Genomic DNA, 14,301 nt, shown 5'->3' on the forward strand with positions numbered 1-14,301 from the left:
GATGCCCGGCTCCCGAAGACCGCGGGGTGTCAGGCTCCCGGAGGCCTGGAAGAGGTCTCCGGGAGCCTGAGAACCCTCGTCACTGGGCCGTCAGCAGTTCACCGACCCTGCGCAGGCCCTCCAGATCATGCACGTCCTGCGACATCGCCGGGACCCGGGCGACGGGCACCGTGGGATGCGCAGACAGGAAGTGCTCCTGTTCGCGGTCCTCACGCGCGGCCAGTTGCATCCGGCCCGCGTGCAGGCGCAGGACGGCGGCGGTGAGGTCGTGTTCGCCCCGCGTCTCCAGATCCTCGGCCGCGGCGGTGCTGCGCGCGGCCGACAGCACGGCGGCCGGCGCCCGGTGCACCCGGTTCACCACCAGCCCGGCCAGCGGCATGCGCTCCTCGGCCAGCCGTTCCACGAAGTAGGAGGCCTCCCGCATGGCGTCGCGCTCCGGCGCGGCCACCACGACGAAGGCCGTCCCCGGGGCCTGAAGGAGCTTGTAGGTCTGTTCGGCCCTGGCCCTGAAGCCGCCGAAGACGGCGTCGAGGGCCGAGACGAACGTCTGCAGGTCCTTGAGCACCTGCGCGCCCAGCAGCTTGGTCAGGGCGCCCGCCACGAGGCCGAACCCGGCGTTGAGCAGCTTGAACGCGCTGCGTCCGCCCGCCTTCGCGGGGGCCATGAGCAGCCTGATGAGCCTGCCGTCGAGGAAGCGGCCGAGCCGTTCGGGGGCGTCGAGGAAGTCGAGCGCCGAGCGTGACGGCGGGGTGTCGACGATGATCAGATCCCAGTCGCCGGAGCGGCGGAGCTGCCCGAGCTTCTCCATCGCCATGTACTCCTGGGTGCCGGAGAAACTCGACGAGAGAGACTGGTAGAAGGGGTTCGTCAGGATCTGCCGGGCCCGTTCCGGGTCGGCGTGCGCCTCGATGATCTCGTCGAAGGTGCGCTTCATGTCGAGCATCATGGCGTGCAGCCTGCCCTCGCCCTTCACCCCGGCGACGGGCCGCGGGGTGTTGTCGAGTTCGGTCAGGCCCATGGACTGGGCCAGCCGCCTGGCGGGGTCGACGGTGAGCACGACGGCGGATCGGCCGCGTTCGGCGGCGCGCAGCCCGAGCGCCGCGGCCGTCGTGGTCTTGCCGACGCCGCCGGAGCCGCAGCAGACCACGATCCTGGTGCCCGGGTCGTCGATGATCGCGTCGAGGTCGAGGACCGGAACCGCCCTGAGCCTGCCGGACCGTTCGTTCATGCCGCTCCCTGCGCGTGGATCGACTCGGCCAGTTCGTAGAGTCCCGCCAGGTCGACCCCGTCGGACAGCAGCGGCAGCTCGTAGCGGGGCCTGCCCGCGGTGTCCAGCGAGCGCCGTTCACGGCGTTCGAGCCTGGTGCGGTGGGCGTGCTCGGCGATCTCCTCGGCCAGGGCGTCGGCCACCGCGGCGGCGTCCGCGCCGCCCTCGGCGAGCCCGGCGGCCTTCAGCCCGAGCGCCAGTTCGGCCGGGTCGAAGCGGCCCTTGGCCGCGGCGTCGAGGACCGAGGCGGGCAGCAGCGACTCCCTGACCATGTTCGTGAAGATCCCTCCGGGCGGCAGGCCCGCCTCCCGCAGCTCGTCGAGCCCGTCCAGGGTCTCCTGGACCGGCATCTCCTCAAGAAGTGTGACGAAGTGCACCGCGGTCTCCGGGGAGGAGACGACGCCGTTGACCAGGTCGGCGTGGTTCTTGATCGGTCCGACCCTGGCGAGCCCGGCGACCTCGCTGGTGACGTTGAGGAAGCGGGCGACCCGCCCCGTCGGCGGGGCGTCGAGCACGACGGCGTCGTAGATCCGCCTGCCGTCCTTGCCCTTGCGCCGTACGGCCTCGGTGGTCTTGCCGGTGACCAGGACGTCGCGGAAACCGGGGGCGATGGTGGTCGCGAAGTCGACGACGCCCATCTTGGTGAGAGCCTTGCCCGCCCTGCGCATCCCGTAGAACATCTCCAGGTAGTCAAGCATGGCCTCCTCGGGGTCGATGGCCAGCGCGTGCACGTCACCGCCTCCCGGCGCGACGGCGATCTTCCGCTCCTCGTACGGCAGCGGCGGCAGGTCGAAGACCTGTGCGATTCCCTGGCGGCCCTCGACCTCGACCAGCAGGACCCTGCGCCCGCCCGAGGCGAGCGCGAGGGCGAGGGCGGCGGCGACGGTGGTCTTGCCGGTCCCGCCCTTACCGGTGACGACATGGAGGCGTACGCCGTCCCAGTCGGTGTCACGAGCTCTCACGCTTCGAAGGCTACCCAACGGCCCCCTGCCGATTCGCCCGGACCGTCCACCCACGAATATGCCGATTCTCACTGGCGATCCATCCGAAAAGGGACACGGGCGTGGTGGGAGCCCGTGGACGGCCGTCCACCGGGGCGGCTGTCGCTAATGTGTCCCCCATGACGCAATGGGAGTACTCGACGGTGCCGCTGCTGGTGCACGCGACCAAGCAGATCCTCGACAACTGGGGCCAGGACGGCTGGGAGCTCGTCCAGGTCGTGCCGGGGCCCAACCCCGAGCAGCTTGTCGCCTACCTGAAGCGGCCGAAGCAGTGACGCCGGAGGAGCGGTTGAGCGAGCTCGGCCTGACGCTGCCCAAGGTCGTCGCGCCGCTGGCGGCCTACGTCCCCGCGGTCCGTTCGGGAAATCACGTCTACACCTCGGGCCAGCTCCCGGTGGTGGACGGCAAGCTTCTGGCGACCGGCAAGGTCGGCGCCGAGGTGAGCCCGGAGGACGCCTACCAGCTCGCCAGGACCTGCGCGCTCAACGCCCTGGCCGCGGTCGGGTCGGTGGTCGGCGACCTGTCGAACATCGTCAGGATCGTCAAGGTCGTCGGCTTCGTGGCCAGCGACCCGGCCTTCTCCGGCCAGCCGCAGGTGGTCAACGGCGCCAGTGAGCTGCTCGCCGAGATCCTCGGGGACGCGGGCAAGCACGCCCGCAGCGCGGTCGGCGTCGCCGTACTGCCGCTGGACGCCCCGGTCGAGGTCGAACTGGTCGCCGAGGTCGTCTGACCGGGTGACGGGGCGGAAGCCGTACCGGATGACAGGGCCGAAACCGGAGGGGTCTGATGGGTGGGATTCCGCTCCGCGGTGAGCTGGGCGAGCGAGCACGGGACATCCTGGCCGGGCGGGCCGAGCCCGTCCCGGCCCGGGACGCCGCGACCGTGGTCCTCCTGCGTGAGGACCCGCGCCGGGGGGTCGAGGTCTACCTGCTGAGGCGTAGGGCGAGCATGGCCTTCGCCGCGGGCGCCTGCGTCTTCCCCGGTGGTTCCGTCGATCCCCGGGACGCCGACCAGGCGCTCGCCTGGGCCGGTCCGCCGCCCGCCGAGTGGGCGCGGGCCTTCCGCACGTCGGAGGGCGTCGCGCGCGGCCTGGTGTGCGCGGCGGTCAGGGAGACGTTCGAGGAGTCGGGCGTGCTGCTCGCCGGTCCCTCGGCGCGGGAGGTGGTGGCCGACACCACCGGGGACGACTGGGAGGCCGATCGGCTCGCCCTGATCGACAGGAGCCTGTCCTTCACCGACCTCCTGGCCAGGCGTTCCCTGGTGCTCCGCGCCGACCTGCTGCGCCCCTGGGGGCACTGGATCACCCCCGTGGCCGAGCCGAGGCGCTTCGACACCCGTTTCTTCGTCGCCGCGCTCCCGCCGGGCCAGCGCACCCGCGACGTCGGCGGTGAGGCCGACAAGGTCATCTGGGTACGGCCGGCCGACGCGCTCGACCAGGCGCGGCGGGGGCTGATCAGGCTGATGCCCCCGACCTACCGCACGCTGCGGGAGGTCTCCGCGCACCCGGCCGTGGCCTGCGTCCTCGCGGCCGAACGTGAGATCGTGAGCTACATGCCCGGTATCGCCGAGGTCGACGGGGAGATGCGGATCGTGCTCGACGACGACTACGGACCCGGTGTGGGATGAGCGGGCTGCGGATCCCCCTGGACGGTCCCGACGGGTCGGGAACCGCCAACGCGTTCGCGATCCTGGCCCCCAACCCCTCCGCGATGACCCTGGAGGGCACCAACACCTGGGTGGTCGGCGTCGGGGAGGAGGCGCTCGTCGTCGATCCCGGCCCCGAGGACGAGGCCCATCTGCGGCGGGTCGCCGGCCACCTCCGGGAACGCCGGGTGCGGGCGGTCCTGCTCACCCACGGTCACGACGACCACAGCGGCGGCGCCAGGAGGTTCGCCGAGCTGGTCGGGGCCCCGGTCAGGGCCCTCGACCCCCGGCACCGCCTCGGCACGGAGGGGCTCGACGACGGAGACGTGATCACGGTCGGCGACCTCGAACTGCACGTCGTCGGCACGCCCGGCCACTCGTTCGACTCGCTGTGCTTCTGGCTGCCCGAGGACGGGGCCGTGCTCACCGGGGACACCGTACTCGGCAGGGGGACGACCGTGATCGCCCCGGACGGGGACCTCGGAGACTATCTGCGCTCCCTCGACCGTCTGCGGGCGACGGTCGAGAAGGTCGGGGCGCGGGCGCTGCTGCCGGGACACGGCCCGGTGCTGCCCGACCCGGTCGGCGCGCTCGACGGCTACGTCGCGCACCGCAGGCGGCGGCTCGACCAGATCAGGCGGGCCAGGCGGCAGGGGGCGACGACGGCGAGGGAGATCGTCGAGGTCGTCTACGCGGAGGTCGACAGGTCACTGTGGCCGGCCGCGGAGATGTCGGTCCGCGCCCAGCTCTCCTATCTGGACGATCTCGGCGAGTGAGGGTCAGCGCGAGCGGTTGTGCAGGCGCTCCAGGTCCATGATGACCACGGCCTTGGCCTCGATGCGCAGCCAGCCGCGCTGGGCGAAGTCGGCCAGGGCCTTGTTCACGGTCTCGCGGGAGGCGCCGACCAGCTGGGCCAGCTCCTCCTGGGTGAGGTCGTGGTGGACCCGGACGCCGTCGTCGATCCGCTGCCCGAAACGCTCGGCCAGGTCGAGCAGGGCCTTGGCGACCCGGCCGGGGACGTCGGTGAAGACCAGGTCGGCCAGCACGTCGTTGGTACGGCGCAGCCGCTGGGCCAGGGCGCGCAGCAGGTGCAGGGCGACCTCGGGGCGGCCGGTCAGCCACGGGCGCAGGTCGTCGTGGCCCAGACCGGCGAGGCGGACGTCGGTCAGCGCCGTCGCCGAGGCCGTACGGGGACGGGGGTCGAACAGCGAGAGCTCGCCGAACATCTCACCGGGGCCGAGCACGCTGAGCAGGTTCTCCCGCCCGTCGGGGGCGGTCCTGGACAGCTTGATCTTGCCTTCGAGGACCACGTAGAGGCGGTCTCCGGTCTCGTTCTCGCTGAAGAGGGTCTGTCCCTTGGACAGCTCGACCTCCGAGACACTCGTACGCAGCGCGGCGGCGCCCTCACGGTCGAGCGCCGAGAACAGAGGCGCCTTGGCCAGCACGTCGTCGGTGTTCACAGTGCCTCCTGTTTCACGGCTCACGCAGTTATTGTGACCTATCACACCGAGTCGTTCTCAAGGGGCCCGGCGTGAAGGCCGCCGGGACTCCACGGCGGTGGTTCCACTGGGTTGGACCCGGCTCGCGGTGATCCGCCGTGTTCGACGGCTGGATCACGCTCATCCGGAAATCTACCCATATAGATGGGTGAACCCGACGTCGGTCCCTCCTCCCGCGTCCCAGGCCGTCTCTCGGACCCCGTGCCCGCGGGCACGGGGTCCCCACCAGAGACGTTGTCAGTCGTCGGCCGCGCCGCGCAGCTCCCACGCGCCGCGCCTGCGCAGGACCAGCAGGTAGTAGGCGGCGAAGACGATCCCGATACCGACGGTGATGAGGAGGCTCGGCCGTCCGACCTCGGGGTCGAGGAGGTTGCGGTAGGCGACGTACCCGATGGCCAGCAGGGCGAGCACCGGCGCCACCGGGAACCACGGCATGCGATAGGCGGCGTGCGATGTCGAGCCGTTGCGGCGCCCGGTGAGGGTCGCGACGCACAGCGCCGCGTAGATCGCGATGATCGTGGTCGCGGTCACGACCAGCAGGAACCGTTCGTCGGCGTAGCAGAACCCGGCGCCGATGAGCCCGGCCCCGATGGTGGCGATCCACGGGCTGCCGAAGCGGGGGTGGATCGAGGCCAGCGCCCTGCTGACCGGGGACGGCCAGGTGGTGTCGCGGCCGGTGCTGAAGATCATGCGGGCGGTGACGAGGATGATCGCCAGGACCGCGTTGAAGATGGCCAGGGCGACGGCGAGGCTGAGGACGTTGTTCAGCGTGGTCCCGGCACGGGCGGTGATGAAGTACTCCATCATGTTGCCCGCGCCGAAGAGACCGGGGAGCGAGGGCGCGCCCATGAGCACCGCGGTCACCGGGATCAGCTCGGCGGCGACGGTGATGCCCAGGGCCCACAGGACCGTCTTGGCGATGCCCCGGTGGGCGTCCTGGGTCTCCTCGCCGAGATAGACCGCGGCGCCGTAGCCGTTGTAGGCGAACAGGGCCACGGCGGTGGCGGCGCCGATCACCCCGGCCGAGGCCGCGACGACCGTGCCGTCCTGGCCCGCGGCCACCGGGTGCAGCACCAGGTCGGCCAGGGAACGCTCGGGGTTGAGGAAGCCCAGCGCGCTCACCACGACCAGGGCGAGCATCTCGATGGCCAGGAAGACGCCGGTCACCCAGGCGTTGAGCTTGATGTCGAACACGGCGAGCACGGTGGCGACGACCGTGGTCACGGCCGCGACGGTCGGGGCGTGCAGGCCGGGGAAGATGACCGCCAGGTAGGTGCCGACGCCGAGCGCGATCACCGCGATGATCAGCAGCTGGGTGACCATGAACAGGCCGAGCACCACGAACCCGGGCAGCCGCCCGAAGGTGCGGGCCACGATCGCGTACTCGCCGCCGCTGAGCGGGTAGGCCGAGCCGAGTTCGGCGTAGACGAAGGCCATGAGGATCCCCACGACGCCCGCGACCAGGAAGGCCGTGAAGGCTCCCGAGCCCGCCTGGCCGATGACACCCGGGGCGATGATGAACACCGAGGACGCCGGCGAGATCGCCGACAGGGTGATGAACAGGGTGCCCAGCAGTTTCAGGCCCCGGTGCAGGTGGGGGTGGGAGCCGGCCGGGGCGGGTGGCGGTGTGGGGGTGGACGGGCTCGTGTCGTGGGGGGTCACGGCGCCTCCTCAGGCGTGGTTCTTTGAACATGCATCAAAGAACTCTGTGAGATGTACGTCAATACACCTCCGTGTAAAAGCTCCGTGTCGTCTTCCCCGGTTGCGTTCTTTGACCGATGTCTAGAGAATCACCGGCATGGCACGACCCAGCCGAGCACACGAGAAGCGCGCCGAGCTCGTCGCCGCCGCCCGCCGGGCGGTGCTGCGGCACGGCGTCGTCGACCTGCGCCTGCGGGACGTCGCCGAGCAGGCGGACATGTCGGCGGGATCGGTCCTGTACTACTTTCCGGCGCTGACCGACCTGCTGAAGGAGGTGCAGCACGAGGCGGTCGAGCGTTTCTGCGTCGAGCGGGAACGGGCGGCCTCCGAGGAACCCGACCCCAGACGCAGGCTGCTCGGCATGATCCGCGCGGGCCTGCCGGCCGGCAGCGACGACGAACTGTGCGTCCTGCTGTACGAGCTGGGCACCTACGCACGCAGGGACCCCGCCTACTCCGCCCAGCACATCCGCCTGTGCGAACGGCAGGTCACCCTGTACGCCTCCATCCTGGAGGCCGGGGCCGCGACGGGGGTCTTCACGCTGACCCGTGACGCCGTCACCCTTGCCCGCAACCTCGTCATGCTTGAGGACGGCCTCGGCCTGCACGTCACGCAGGCCGTACCCACCCTCGACGCCGGGCAGGCCGAGCGCCTGCTGCTGACCTACGCCGCCGACGTCACCGGCTGCGACCTGGAGAACCTGGAAGGACCTGAAGAACGATGACACGGGCGCGCGAACTCGGCCTGCCGCTGCCGGGCCGTACGGGGCCGGACAACGCGATCACCGACGTTCCCGGGGTCGAGGTCGGCCACACCACGCTGATCGAGGGGGAGTCGGTCCGCACCGGTGTGACCGCGCTGCTGCCACGCGGGCGCGCGGACTTCGAGGTGCCGTGCGCGGCGGGGTGGTTCTCGCTCAACGGCAACGGCGAGATGACGGGAACCTCCTGGCTCAGCGAGACCGGCTCCCTGCGGCTGCCCGTGCTCATCACCAACACCCACGCCGTCGGCACCTGCCACCGCGGGGTCATCGACTGGGTCGCCCGTGAGAAGCCCGAGGTCGCCGCCGAGTGGCTGCTGCCCGTGGTCGCCGAGACCTGGGACGGCTACCTCAACGACATCAACGGCCCCCACGTACGGCCCGAGCACGCCGTGGCCGCCATCGACGCCGCCCGCCCCGGGCCGGTCGCCGAGGGCTCGGTCGGCGGCGGCACCGGGATGAACTGCTACGGCTTCAAGGGCGGCAACGGCACCTCCTCCCGGCTGGTCGAGTACGGGGCCGACACCTACACGGTCGGGGCGTTCCTCCAGGCCAACTTCGGCGCACGCAAGGAGTTGACCGTCTGCGGCGTGCCCGTCGGCAGGTCGCTCACGGACGACGACCCCATGGACGGGCACGACTCCCCGGCGGGGGCGGGCTCCGTCATCGTCGTCGTCGCCACGGATGCGCCGCTGCTGCCGTTGCAGTGCACCGCGCTGGCCCGCAGGGTTCCGCTGGGCCTCGCCCGTACCGGGACCACCGGCTCGCACTTCTCCGGTGACATCTTCCTGGCCTTCTCGACCGGCAACCCCGGCGCGCTGACCTCGGGCTTCCCCGGGGAGGAACCGGTTTACGAGAGCATGCGGTTCATCCCGTGGAGCCGGCTCGACGTCTTCTACGAGGCCGTCGTCGAGGCCGTCGAGGAGGCCGTGCTCAACGCCCTCCTGGGCGCCGAGACCATGGTCGGCCGTGAGGGGCGCCGCTCGCCCGCCATCCCCGTCTCCCGGCTCCTCGACCTGCTCGGCACCCAGGTGTCGTCCGCGAATCGCGTGGAGTGAGGGCCGGTAGGCTCCTGCCCATGCCGGGTGACAGACAACGTGACGGATCGCGCAACCACGGTGCCCGCGCGGGCCGGGGCACGCGTCCGGCGAACGGCGCCGTGGGGGTGCACAGCCGCGGTGACCGGTTCCAGACGTGGCAGGCGCTGCTGACCAACCGGAACAAGCGGCAGAAGCTCGGCGAGTTCCTCATCCACGGGGTCCGCCCGATCTCGCTCGCGGTCGAGCACGGCTGGCCGCTGCGCTGTCTTCTCTACCCACACGGTCAGCCCCTGTCGGCGTGGGCGGAGGGCCTCATCCGTGACAGCGGGGTCCGTTCGGTGCCGGTGGCCCCGGAACTGCTGCTCGAACTCGGAGAACGAGAGTCGGCGGCGCCGGAGCTCGTGGCCGTCGGCGCGCTGCGGCCGGACGACCTGGGGCGCCTGCCCCAGGGGCACGACCTGCTGGGAGTGGCCTTCGACCGCCCGACGAGCCCGGGCAACATCGGGACGCTGACACGCTCCGCGGACGCGTTCGGCGCCTCGGGGATGATCATCACCGGTCACGCCGCGGACGTCTACGACCCGAAGGCCGTGCGCGCCAGCACGGGATCGATCTTCAGGCTGCCGGTGGTCAGGGCGCCGGGCGTCAACGAGGTGCTCGAATGGGTGGAGTCCCTGCGCGAGCGGGGCACCCCGGTCAAGATCGTCGGGACCGACGAGACCGGCGGGACCTCCGTACAGGACTGTGACCTGACGGGCCCGGTCCTCCTGGTCGTCGGCAACGAGACCGTCGGGATGAGCGCCCGCTGGCGCGAGGTCTGCGACGAGACCGTCAGGATTCCGATCGGCGGTGCCGCAAGCTCGCTCAACGCGGCGTCCGCGGGGACCCTGATGCTCTACGAGGCGGCCCGGCAGCGCGGGTTCCCCACGGCCAGGGACTGACCCTCCGCGAAACAGGCCCTAGGATCTCTGCGGAAAAGGCATCGGTGAAGGGGGCGGCGGGATGACGGGCTACCGTCATGTGGTCGCCAAGGACGACTATACGGATCTCGCGAGCGGCACCGTCCTGCGCTCGGCCCCGGGGTTCCCGGCCTTTCCCGTCCGGTTGGTCTCGGAGATCTTCCTGCGCGCCCTGGAGCTGCGCGGCGGTGACGCCCCGGCGGTGATCTGGGACCCCTGCTGCGGGAGCGGCTATCTGCTCACCGTTCTCGGGCTGCTGCACCGGCGTGAGGTCTCCTCGCTGGTCGCCTCGGACGTCGCGGAGAACGCGCTGGTGCTCGCCAGGGAGAACCTGGCCCTGGTCGATCCGGAGGCCGTGGAACGCCGGGCGAGGGTGCTTGAGGAGCGAGCCGAACGCTTCGGCAAGCCCGGCTACCTGGACGCGGCGGCGAGCGCGCGCCGCCTGGGCGGACGGCTCATCAGGGACGGCGGGGCGCTTCCCACCACGGTCAGCCGGGCGGACGTGTTCCGGCCGGCCGAGCTCGCGGCCGTCGTCTCCACGGCCGCGCCCGACATCGTGATCACCGACGTCCCCTACGAGGAGCAGACCAGCTGGATCGGCGGTGCCGGGGTGCCGGAGATGCTGGGCTCCCTGGCCTCCGTCCTCGACGGCGGGTCGGTCATCGCGGTCACGGCCAAGGGCCGCCGGGTCCCGGTCGGGGACGTCGCGCGCCCACGGGTCTCCTTCCGCGTCGGCAACCGCTCCACCGTGCTCCTGAAGGCGGCCGACCTCTCCGCCGGTTAACGGGAATCTCCAAGGCCGCAGGGCCGGACACCACCTACGCTTGAGGCCATGGCGACGCAGTTGACCCCTGGGCAGAGGACGAGACGATTCAAGAACGAGACCCGGCTCGGCCTGGTGCGCAGGGCCCGGCGGATGGACCGGGTGCTCATGGAGACCTACCCCGACGCCCACTGTGAACTCGACTTCAACAGCCCGTTCGAGCTTCTGATCGCTACGGTCATGTCGGCGCAGACGACCGACGTCCGCGTGAACATGGTGACGCCCACGCTCTTCGCGAAGTATCCGACCCCCGAGGACCTCGCGGCGGCCGACCCGGAGGACGTCGAGGAGATCATCAAGTCCACCGGGTTCTTCCGGGCCAAGACGAAGTCGATCATCGGACTGTCGATCGCGCTGCGCGACGACTTCGGCGGCGAGGTGCCCCGGACGCTCGAACAGATGGTCACCCTGCCCGGTGTGGGCCGCAAAACGGCCAACGTGGTCCTCGGGAACGCGCGTGACCCCAAGACGGGAGAACCGTTCGGGGTGACGGGCCTGACCGTGGACACCCACTTCCAGCGGCTCGTGCGACGCTTCGGATGGACCGAGGAGACCGACCCCGTCAAGATCGAGCACATCGTCGGCGAGCTCATCCCGAAGCGGGAGTGGACGATGGCCTCCCACCGCCTGATCTGGCATGGCCGCCGCGTCTGCCACGCCCGCAAACCCGCCTGCGGCGCCTGCCCCCTGGTCGCCCTCTGCCCCTCGTACGGCACCGGCCCGACCGACCCCGTCGAGGCCGCGAAACTGGTCCGTTCCGGCCCCCTTCCCTGAGATGACCGGATCGTCGGGAAGCACGAGGCCGTACGGCGTGTTGCAGAGACCGGAACAGACCGGAGGTGTGCCCGTGGAAGTGCCCGGCTGGTTGGAGACGCTCGCCGAACGGGTCGCGAGGAAACCGGTTCCCCTGGCCCTGCGCCCGCCGGAGACCGGCGGCCGTCACGCCGCGGTGCTCATGCTGTTCGGCGAGGGGCCGCTCGGCCCCGACGTGCTCCTGATCCAGCGCAGCTCACGCGGGCGCAGACACGCGGGACAGCCCGCCTTCCCCGGCGGCGGGATCGACCCGGACGACGGCGGGCCGGTCGCCGCGGCGCTGCGTGAGGCCCGCGAGGAGACCGGGCTCGACCCGGCGGGCGTCCACGTCGTCGGCACCATGCCCGAGCTGTACATCTGGCGCAGCGACAACCGGGTCACCCCCGTCGTCGGCTGGTGGCACACCCCCTCCGTGGTGCACGCGGCCTCGCCGAACGAGGTCGAGTCGGTGGAACGGGTCCCGCTGTCCGAACTGACCGACCCGGCCAACCGCGTCACCCTGCGTCACCCGAGCGGCTTCGCCGGCCCGGCCTTCCGGGTCCGCGGGCTGCTGGTGTGGGGCTTCACCGCCGGGGTGCTCGACGGGGTGATCACCGGTTCCGCCTTCGAACGCCCCTGGGACAGGTCACGGGTCGAGGACATGCCCCCCGACGTCGTCAACCTCGCCGCCCGCTGACCCCTCCCAGCCGCCCCCCTCGACCTCACGCCCGGTGGACAGGGCCAGCCCGAGACGCGCCCACTCGGCCACGTCCTCGCAGGGGTCCCCGGTCAACCGTTCGAGCACGGCCAGGCCCGCAGGGTCCGGCGGAGCACCGATGATCTTCGGGAGCGCGTGGGCGACGCCGTACCTGACCCTGGAGTCCTCGTGCTCGCTCAGCGTGACCACCGAGGGCAGCGCGCGGCCGTCCCGCAGATGGCCGAAGGCGATCAGCACCGAGTAGAGCACCATGCAGTCGTCCTCGGCGGCGGCCAGGAAGCGCAGAACCGGCAGACTTCGGTCGACGAACGGCAATCTGCCGAGGATGTCCACCCCGAGCATCCGCTCGGTGGCCGTGTTCGCCGCGCACAGCCGTCTGGCCGCGGTGAAGGTCTCCAGATCGCCCCGTTCGTGCAGCATGGCGATGGCTTTCCAGCGGATCGTGCCGTCCTGGTCCCTGTCCCGCAGCGCGGTCTCGATGAGCGTTTCCACAGCCGGCGACCCCCCGATCGTTGCCATACGGCCCACGATAACGGCCGGGACCTCCGGCAAGGGGTGCACGCGCGGGCCAAGGGCTGGATACCGTTAAGGGGTGCGTGGTGATCTCCTCGACCTTATCCTGATCGCCCTTATGGTGGCCTTCGCGGTGTCGGGGTACCGTCAGGGGTTCATCATCGGGTCCCTCAGCTTCATCGGATTCGTCGGCGGTGCCCTGCTGGGCATGTTCATCGCCCCTCCCATCGCCGGGGCGATAGTCGACGGCGACACCGAGCGGGCGCTGCTCGCCATCGTCATCGTCTTCCTCGCCGCGACGATCGGGCAGTTCGCCTCGTCCACGATCGGCGCGGTGGTCCGCAGTCACGTCACCTGGGAACCGGCCAAGGTGGTCGACGCGGTCGGCGGCACCTTCGCCAGCGCCTTCTCCGTGCTGGTCATCGCCTGGCTGATCGGCTCACTGATCGCCTCCTCGCCGTTCACGCTGCTCAGCGAGCAGATCAACGGCTCGCTGCTGATCAGTACGGTCGACCAGGCGTTGCCGCCCGCGGCCAAGGACTTCCAGAAACCGTTCAAGCGCTTCATCGACACCTCGGGCTTCCCGAAGGTGTTCGGCGCCATCGGCGGCAACCAGCTCGTCGAGGTCCCGCCCCCGGACCAGAGCGTGGCCAAGGGCGTCCAGCTCAAGCGGGCCCGCCGGGGCATCGTCAAGGTCCAGGGTGTGGCCACCAGCTGCCGCAGGCACATCGAGGGCACCGGGTTCGTCTTCTCGCAGAACAGGGTGATGACCAACGCCCACGTGGTCGCCGGGGTCGACCAGGAGCTTGAGGTCACCGACTACCTCAACAACAACCACCCGGCCAGGGTCGTGCTCTACAACCCCGACCGGGACATCGCCGTCCTGTACGTCCCCGGTCTCAACATGCCGGTGCTGCGCTTCGACGGCACCGCGACGATGGGCGACGACGCCATCATCGCGGGCTTCCCCCACGGCCAGGGCTTCACCCTCGCCGAGGCCCGCATCCGGGTGAAACAGCGTGCCAAGGGCCCTGACATCTACGAGCGCAAGACCGTCGTCCGCGACATCTACTCCATCCGCGGCTCGGTCATCCAGGGCAACTCGGGTGGCCCGCTGCTCACCCCTGACGGCCGGGTGTACGGGGTCGTCTTCGCGGCGGCCCTCGACCAGCAGGAGACCGGCTTCGCCCTGACGGCGGCCGAGGTCTCCCCGGACGCCGAGGACGGCTCCAAGCTGTTCAACCAGGTCAGCACCCAGGAGTGCGACCGTAACGGCTGAGTCTCTTTGCTCCGCCTGGCTGAGTCTCTTTGCGACGCCTTCGGCGTCGCGGGCTTGGGCGCCCTGAGTCGGTGTCTTCCCTCGTCTCTGCGTCGCTTCGCTCCTGCGTTCCTCAGTCCAGACACCGACGCGCCCAAGCCGTGTCTCTTTGCGACGCCTTCGGCGTCGCGGGTTCGGGCGCCTCAGGCCGGCGCTTTCCCTCGTCGTTCGTCCGCTTCGCTCCCTCACTCCTCAGTCCAAGCGTCGGCGCGCCCGAACCGACACTCTTCACGCTTGGCACCGGTACCCCGAACCCTTCACTCCTG

General features: G+C 71.0%; 16 protein-coding genes. 11 read left to right on the top strand and 5 right to left on the bottom strand.

Going from position 1 to position 14,301, the window contains the following annotated elements; translation table 11 throughout:
- Nucleotides 1-79 precede the first annotated feature (79 nt).
- Both ACFYY8_RS14640 and ACFYY8_RS14645 read right to left on the bottom strand, forming a co-directional pair.
- On the bottom strand, nt 80-1,228 hold the full coding sequence (locus ACFYY8_RS14640; RefSeq protein WP_390040822.1) for an ArsA family ATPase: 1,149 nt from the start codon (nt 1,226-1,228) through the stop codon (nt 80-82).
- Nucleotides 1,225-2,229, bottom strand: a complete 1,005-nt coding sequence (locus tag ACFYY8_RS14645) for an ArsA-related P-loop ATPase (protein WP_390040824.1) — start codon at nt 2,227-2,229, stop codon at nt 1,225-1,227. Before ACFYY8_RS14645 ends, ACFYY8_RS14640 begins: the two co-directional genes overlap by 4 nt.
- A 158-nt stretch (nt 2,230-2,387) precedes the next feature.
- Here ACFYY8_RS14645 and ACFYY8_RS14650 point away from each other — a divergent pair, with 158 nt between their 5' ends.
- The 4 genes from ACFYY8_RS14650 to ACFYY8_RS14665 are packed head-to-tail and all read left to right on the top strand — an operon-like array spanning nt 2,388 to nt 4,688.
- The gene (locus tag ACFYY8_RS14650; protein ID WP_221460272.1) at nt 2,388-2,543 is read left to right on the top strand and encodes a DUF4177 domain-containing protein; all 156 of its coding nucleotides are present in this window, start codon (nt 2,388-2,390) and stop codon (nt 2,541-2,543) included.
- Entirely contained in the window at nt 2,540-2,998 is a 459-nt protein-coding gene (locus ACFYY8_RS14655) for a RidA family protein (RefSeq protein WP_362777909.1), read from the top strand. Before ACFYY8_RS14650 ends, ACFYY8_RS14655 begins: the two co-directional genes overlap by 4 nt.
- A gap of 56 nt (nt 2,999-3,054) precedes the next feature.
- Nucleotides 3,055-3,894: an NUDIX hydrolase gene (locus ACFYY8_RS14660; RefSeq protein ID WP_390040826.1), complete on the top strand. Its 840-nt coding sequence runs from the start codon at nt 3,055-3,057 to the stop codon at nt 3,892-3,894.
- Nucleotides 3,891-4,688, top strand: coding sequence for an MBL fold metallo-hydrolase (locus ACFYY8_RS14665; RefSeq protein ID WP_390040827.1), 798 nt, complete (start codon nt 3,891-3,893; stop codon nt 4,686-4,688). The genes ACFYY8_RS14660 and ACFYY8_RS14665 overlap by 4 nt, the downstream gene beginning before the upstream one ends.
- 3 nt (nt 4,689-4,691) lie before the next feature.
- Here ACFYY8_RS14665 and ACFYY8_RS14670 read toward each other — a convergent pair whose 3' ends face one another.
- Both ACFYY8_RS14670 and ACFYY8_RS14675 read right to left on the bottom strand, forming a co-directional pair.
- Complete coding sequence (locus ACFYY8_RS14670) at nt 4,692-5,372, bottom strand: Crp/Fnr family transcriptional regulator (RefSeq protein ID WP_086567499.1); 681 nt, start codon at nt 5,370-5,372, stop codon at nt 4,692-4,694.
- A 276-nt stretch (nt 5,373-5,648) separates the two neighbouring features.
- Nucleotides 5,649-7,073 (bottom strand): APC family permease, encoded by a 1,425-nt coding sequence (locus ACFYY8_RS14675; RefSeq protein ID WP_390040829.1) that lies wholly within the window; start codon nt 7,071-7,073, stop codon nt 5,649-5,651.
- A 136-nt stretch (nt 7,074-7,209) separates the two neighbouring features.
- Between ACFYY8_RS14675 and ACFYY8_RS14680 the strand changes: the two genes are divergently transcribed.
- From ACFYY8_RS14680 to ACFYY8_RS14705, 6 genes are all read left to right on the top strand, one after another.
- Nucleotides 7,210-7,836 carry a TetR family transcriptional regulator C-terminal domain-containing protein gene (locus ACFYY8_RS14680; protein WP_352011015.1) on the top strand — a complete coding sequence of 209 codons (627 nt, stop codon included), beginning with the start codon at nt 7,210-7,212 and terminating at the stop codon, nt 7,834-7,836.
- The gene (locus tag ACFYY8_RS14685) at nt 7,833-8,930 is read left to right on the top strand and encodes a P1 family peptidase (RefSeq protein WP_390040831.1); all 1,098 of its coding nucleotides are present in this window, start codon (nt 7,833-7,835) and stop codon (nt 8,928-8,930) included. Before ACFYY8_RS14680 ends, ACFYY8_RS14685 begins: the two co-directional genes overlap by 4 nt.
- Nucleotides 8,931-8,950: 20 nt before the next feature.
- Nucleotides 8,951-9,853, top strand: a complete 903-nt coding sequence (locus ACFYY8_RS14690) for a TrmH family RNA methyltransferase (RefSeq protein ID WP_390040833.1) — start codon at nt 8,951-8,953, stop codon at nt 9,851-9,853.
- Between the two features lie 61 nt (nt 9,854-9,914).
- A complete protein-coding gene (locus ACFYY8_RS14695) occupies nt 9,915-10,655 on the top strand; it encodes an rRNA methyltransferase (protein ID WP_390040835.1) in 741 nt (246 codons plus the stop codon).
- 48 nt (nt 10,656-10,703) lie between these two features.
- Nucleotides 10,704-11,468, top strand: coding sequence for an endonuclease III (gene nth / locus ACFYY8_RS14700; RefSeq protein WP_390040837.1), 765 nt, complete (start codon nt 10,704-10,706; stop codon nt 11,466-11,468).
- A 73-nt stretch (nt 11,469-11,541) separates the two neighbouring features.
- Nucleotides 11,542-12,183: an NUDIX hydrolase gene (locus tag ACFYY8_RS14705; protein ID WP_390040839.1), complete on the top strand. Its 642-nt coding sequence runs from the start codon at nt 11,542-11,544 to the stop codon at nt 12,181-12,183.
- Here the strand turns inward: ACFYY8_RS14705 and ACFYY8_RS14710 are convergent.
- Nucleotides 12,133-12,723: a HEAT repeat domain-containing protein gene (locus ACFYY8_RS14710; protein ID WP_390040841.1), complete on the bottom strand. Its 591-nt coding sequence runs from the start codon at nt 12,721-12,723 to the stop codon at nt 12,133-12,135. The two genes, ACFYY8_RS14705 and ACFYY8_RS14710, sit on opposite strands and share 51 nt — an antisense overlap.
- 73 nt (nt 12,724-12,796) lie before the next feature.
- Here ACFYY8_RS14710 and ACFYY8_RS14715 point away from each other — a divergent pair, with 73 nt between their 5' ends.
- A complete protein-coding gene (locus tag ACFYY8_RS14715; RefSeq protein WP_352011008.1) occupies nt 12,797-13,996 on the top strand; it encodes a MarP family serine protease in 1,200 nt (399 codons plus the stop codon).
- Nucleotides 13,997-14,301: the final 305 nt, after the last annotated feature.

It is taken from the genome of Streptosporangium sp. NPDC001559 (genome assembly GCF_042893955.1).
Taxonomy (GTDB): domain Bacteria; phylum Actinomycetota; class Actinomycetes; order Streptosporangiales; family Streptosporangiaceae; genus Streptosporangium.

Coding starts and splice junctions, on each gene's coding strand:
- ACFYY8_RS14660 (WP_390040826.1), top strand. CDS start 3,055: ATGGGTGGGATTCCGCTCCGCGGTGAGCTGGGCGAGCGAGCACGGGAC.
- ACFYY8_RS14695 (WP_390040835.1), top strand. CDS start 9,915: ATGACGGGCTACCGTCATGTGGTCGCCAAGGACGACTATACGGATCTC.
- ACFYY8_RS14665 (WP_390040827.1), top strand. CDS start 3,891: ATGAGCGGGCTGCGGATCCCCCTGGACGGTCCCGACGGGTCGGGAACC.
- ACFYY8_RS14650 (WP_221460272.1), top strand. CDS start 2,388: ATGACGCAATGGGAGTACTCGACGGTGCCGCTGCTGGTGCACGCGACC.
- ACFYY8_RS14680 (WP_352011015.1), top strand. CDS start 7,210: ATGGCACGACCCAGCCGAGCACACGAGAAGCGCGCCGAGCTCGTCGCC.
- nth (WP_390040837.1), top strand. CDS start 10,704: ATGGCGACGCAGTTGACCCCTGGGCAGAGGACGAGACGATTCAAGAAC.
- ACFYY8_RS14640 (WP_390040822.1), bottom strand. CDS start 1,228: ATGAACGAACGGTCCGGCAGGCTCAGGGCGGTTCCGGTCCTCGACCTC.
- ACFYY8_RS14690 (WP_390040833.1), top strand. CDS start 8,951: ATGCCGGGTGACAGACAACGTGACGGATCGCGCAACCACGGTGCCCGC.
- ACFYY8_RS14685 (WP_390040831.1), top strand. CDS start 7,833: ATGACACGGGCGCGCGAACTCGGCCTGCCGCTGCCGGGCCGTACGGGG.
- ACFYY8_RS14710 (WP_390040841.1), bottom strand. CDS start 12,723: ATGGCAACGATCGGGGGGTCGCCGGCTGTGGAAACGCTCATCGAGACC.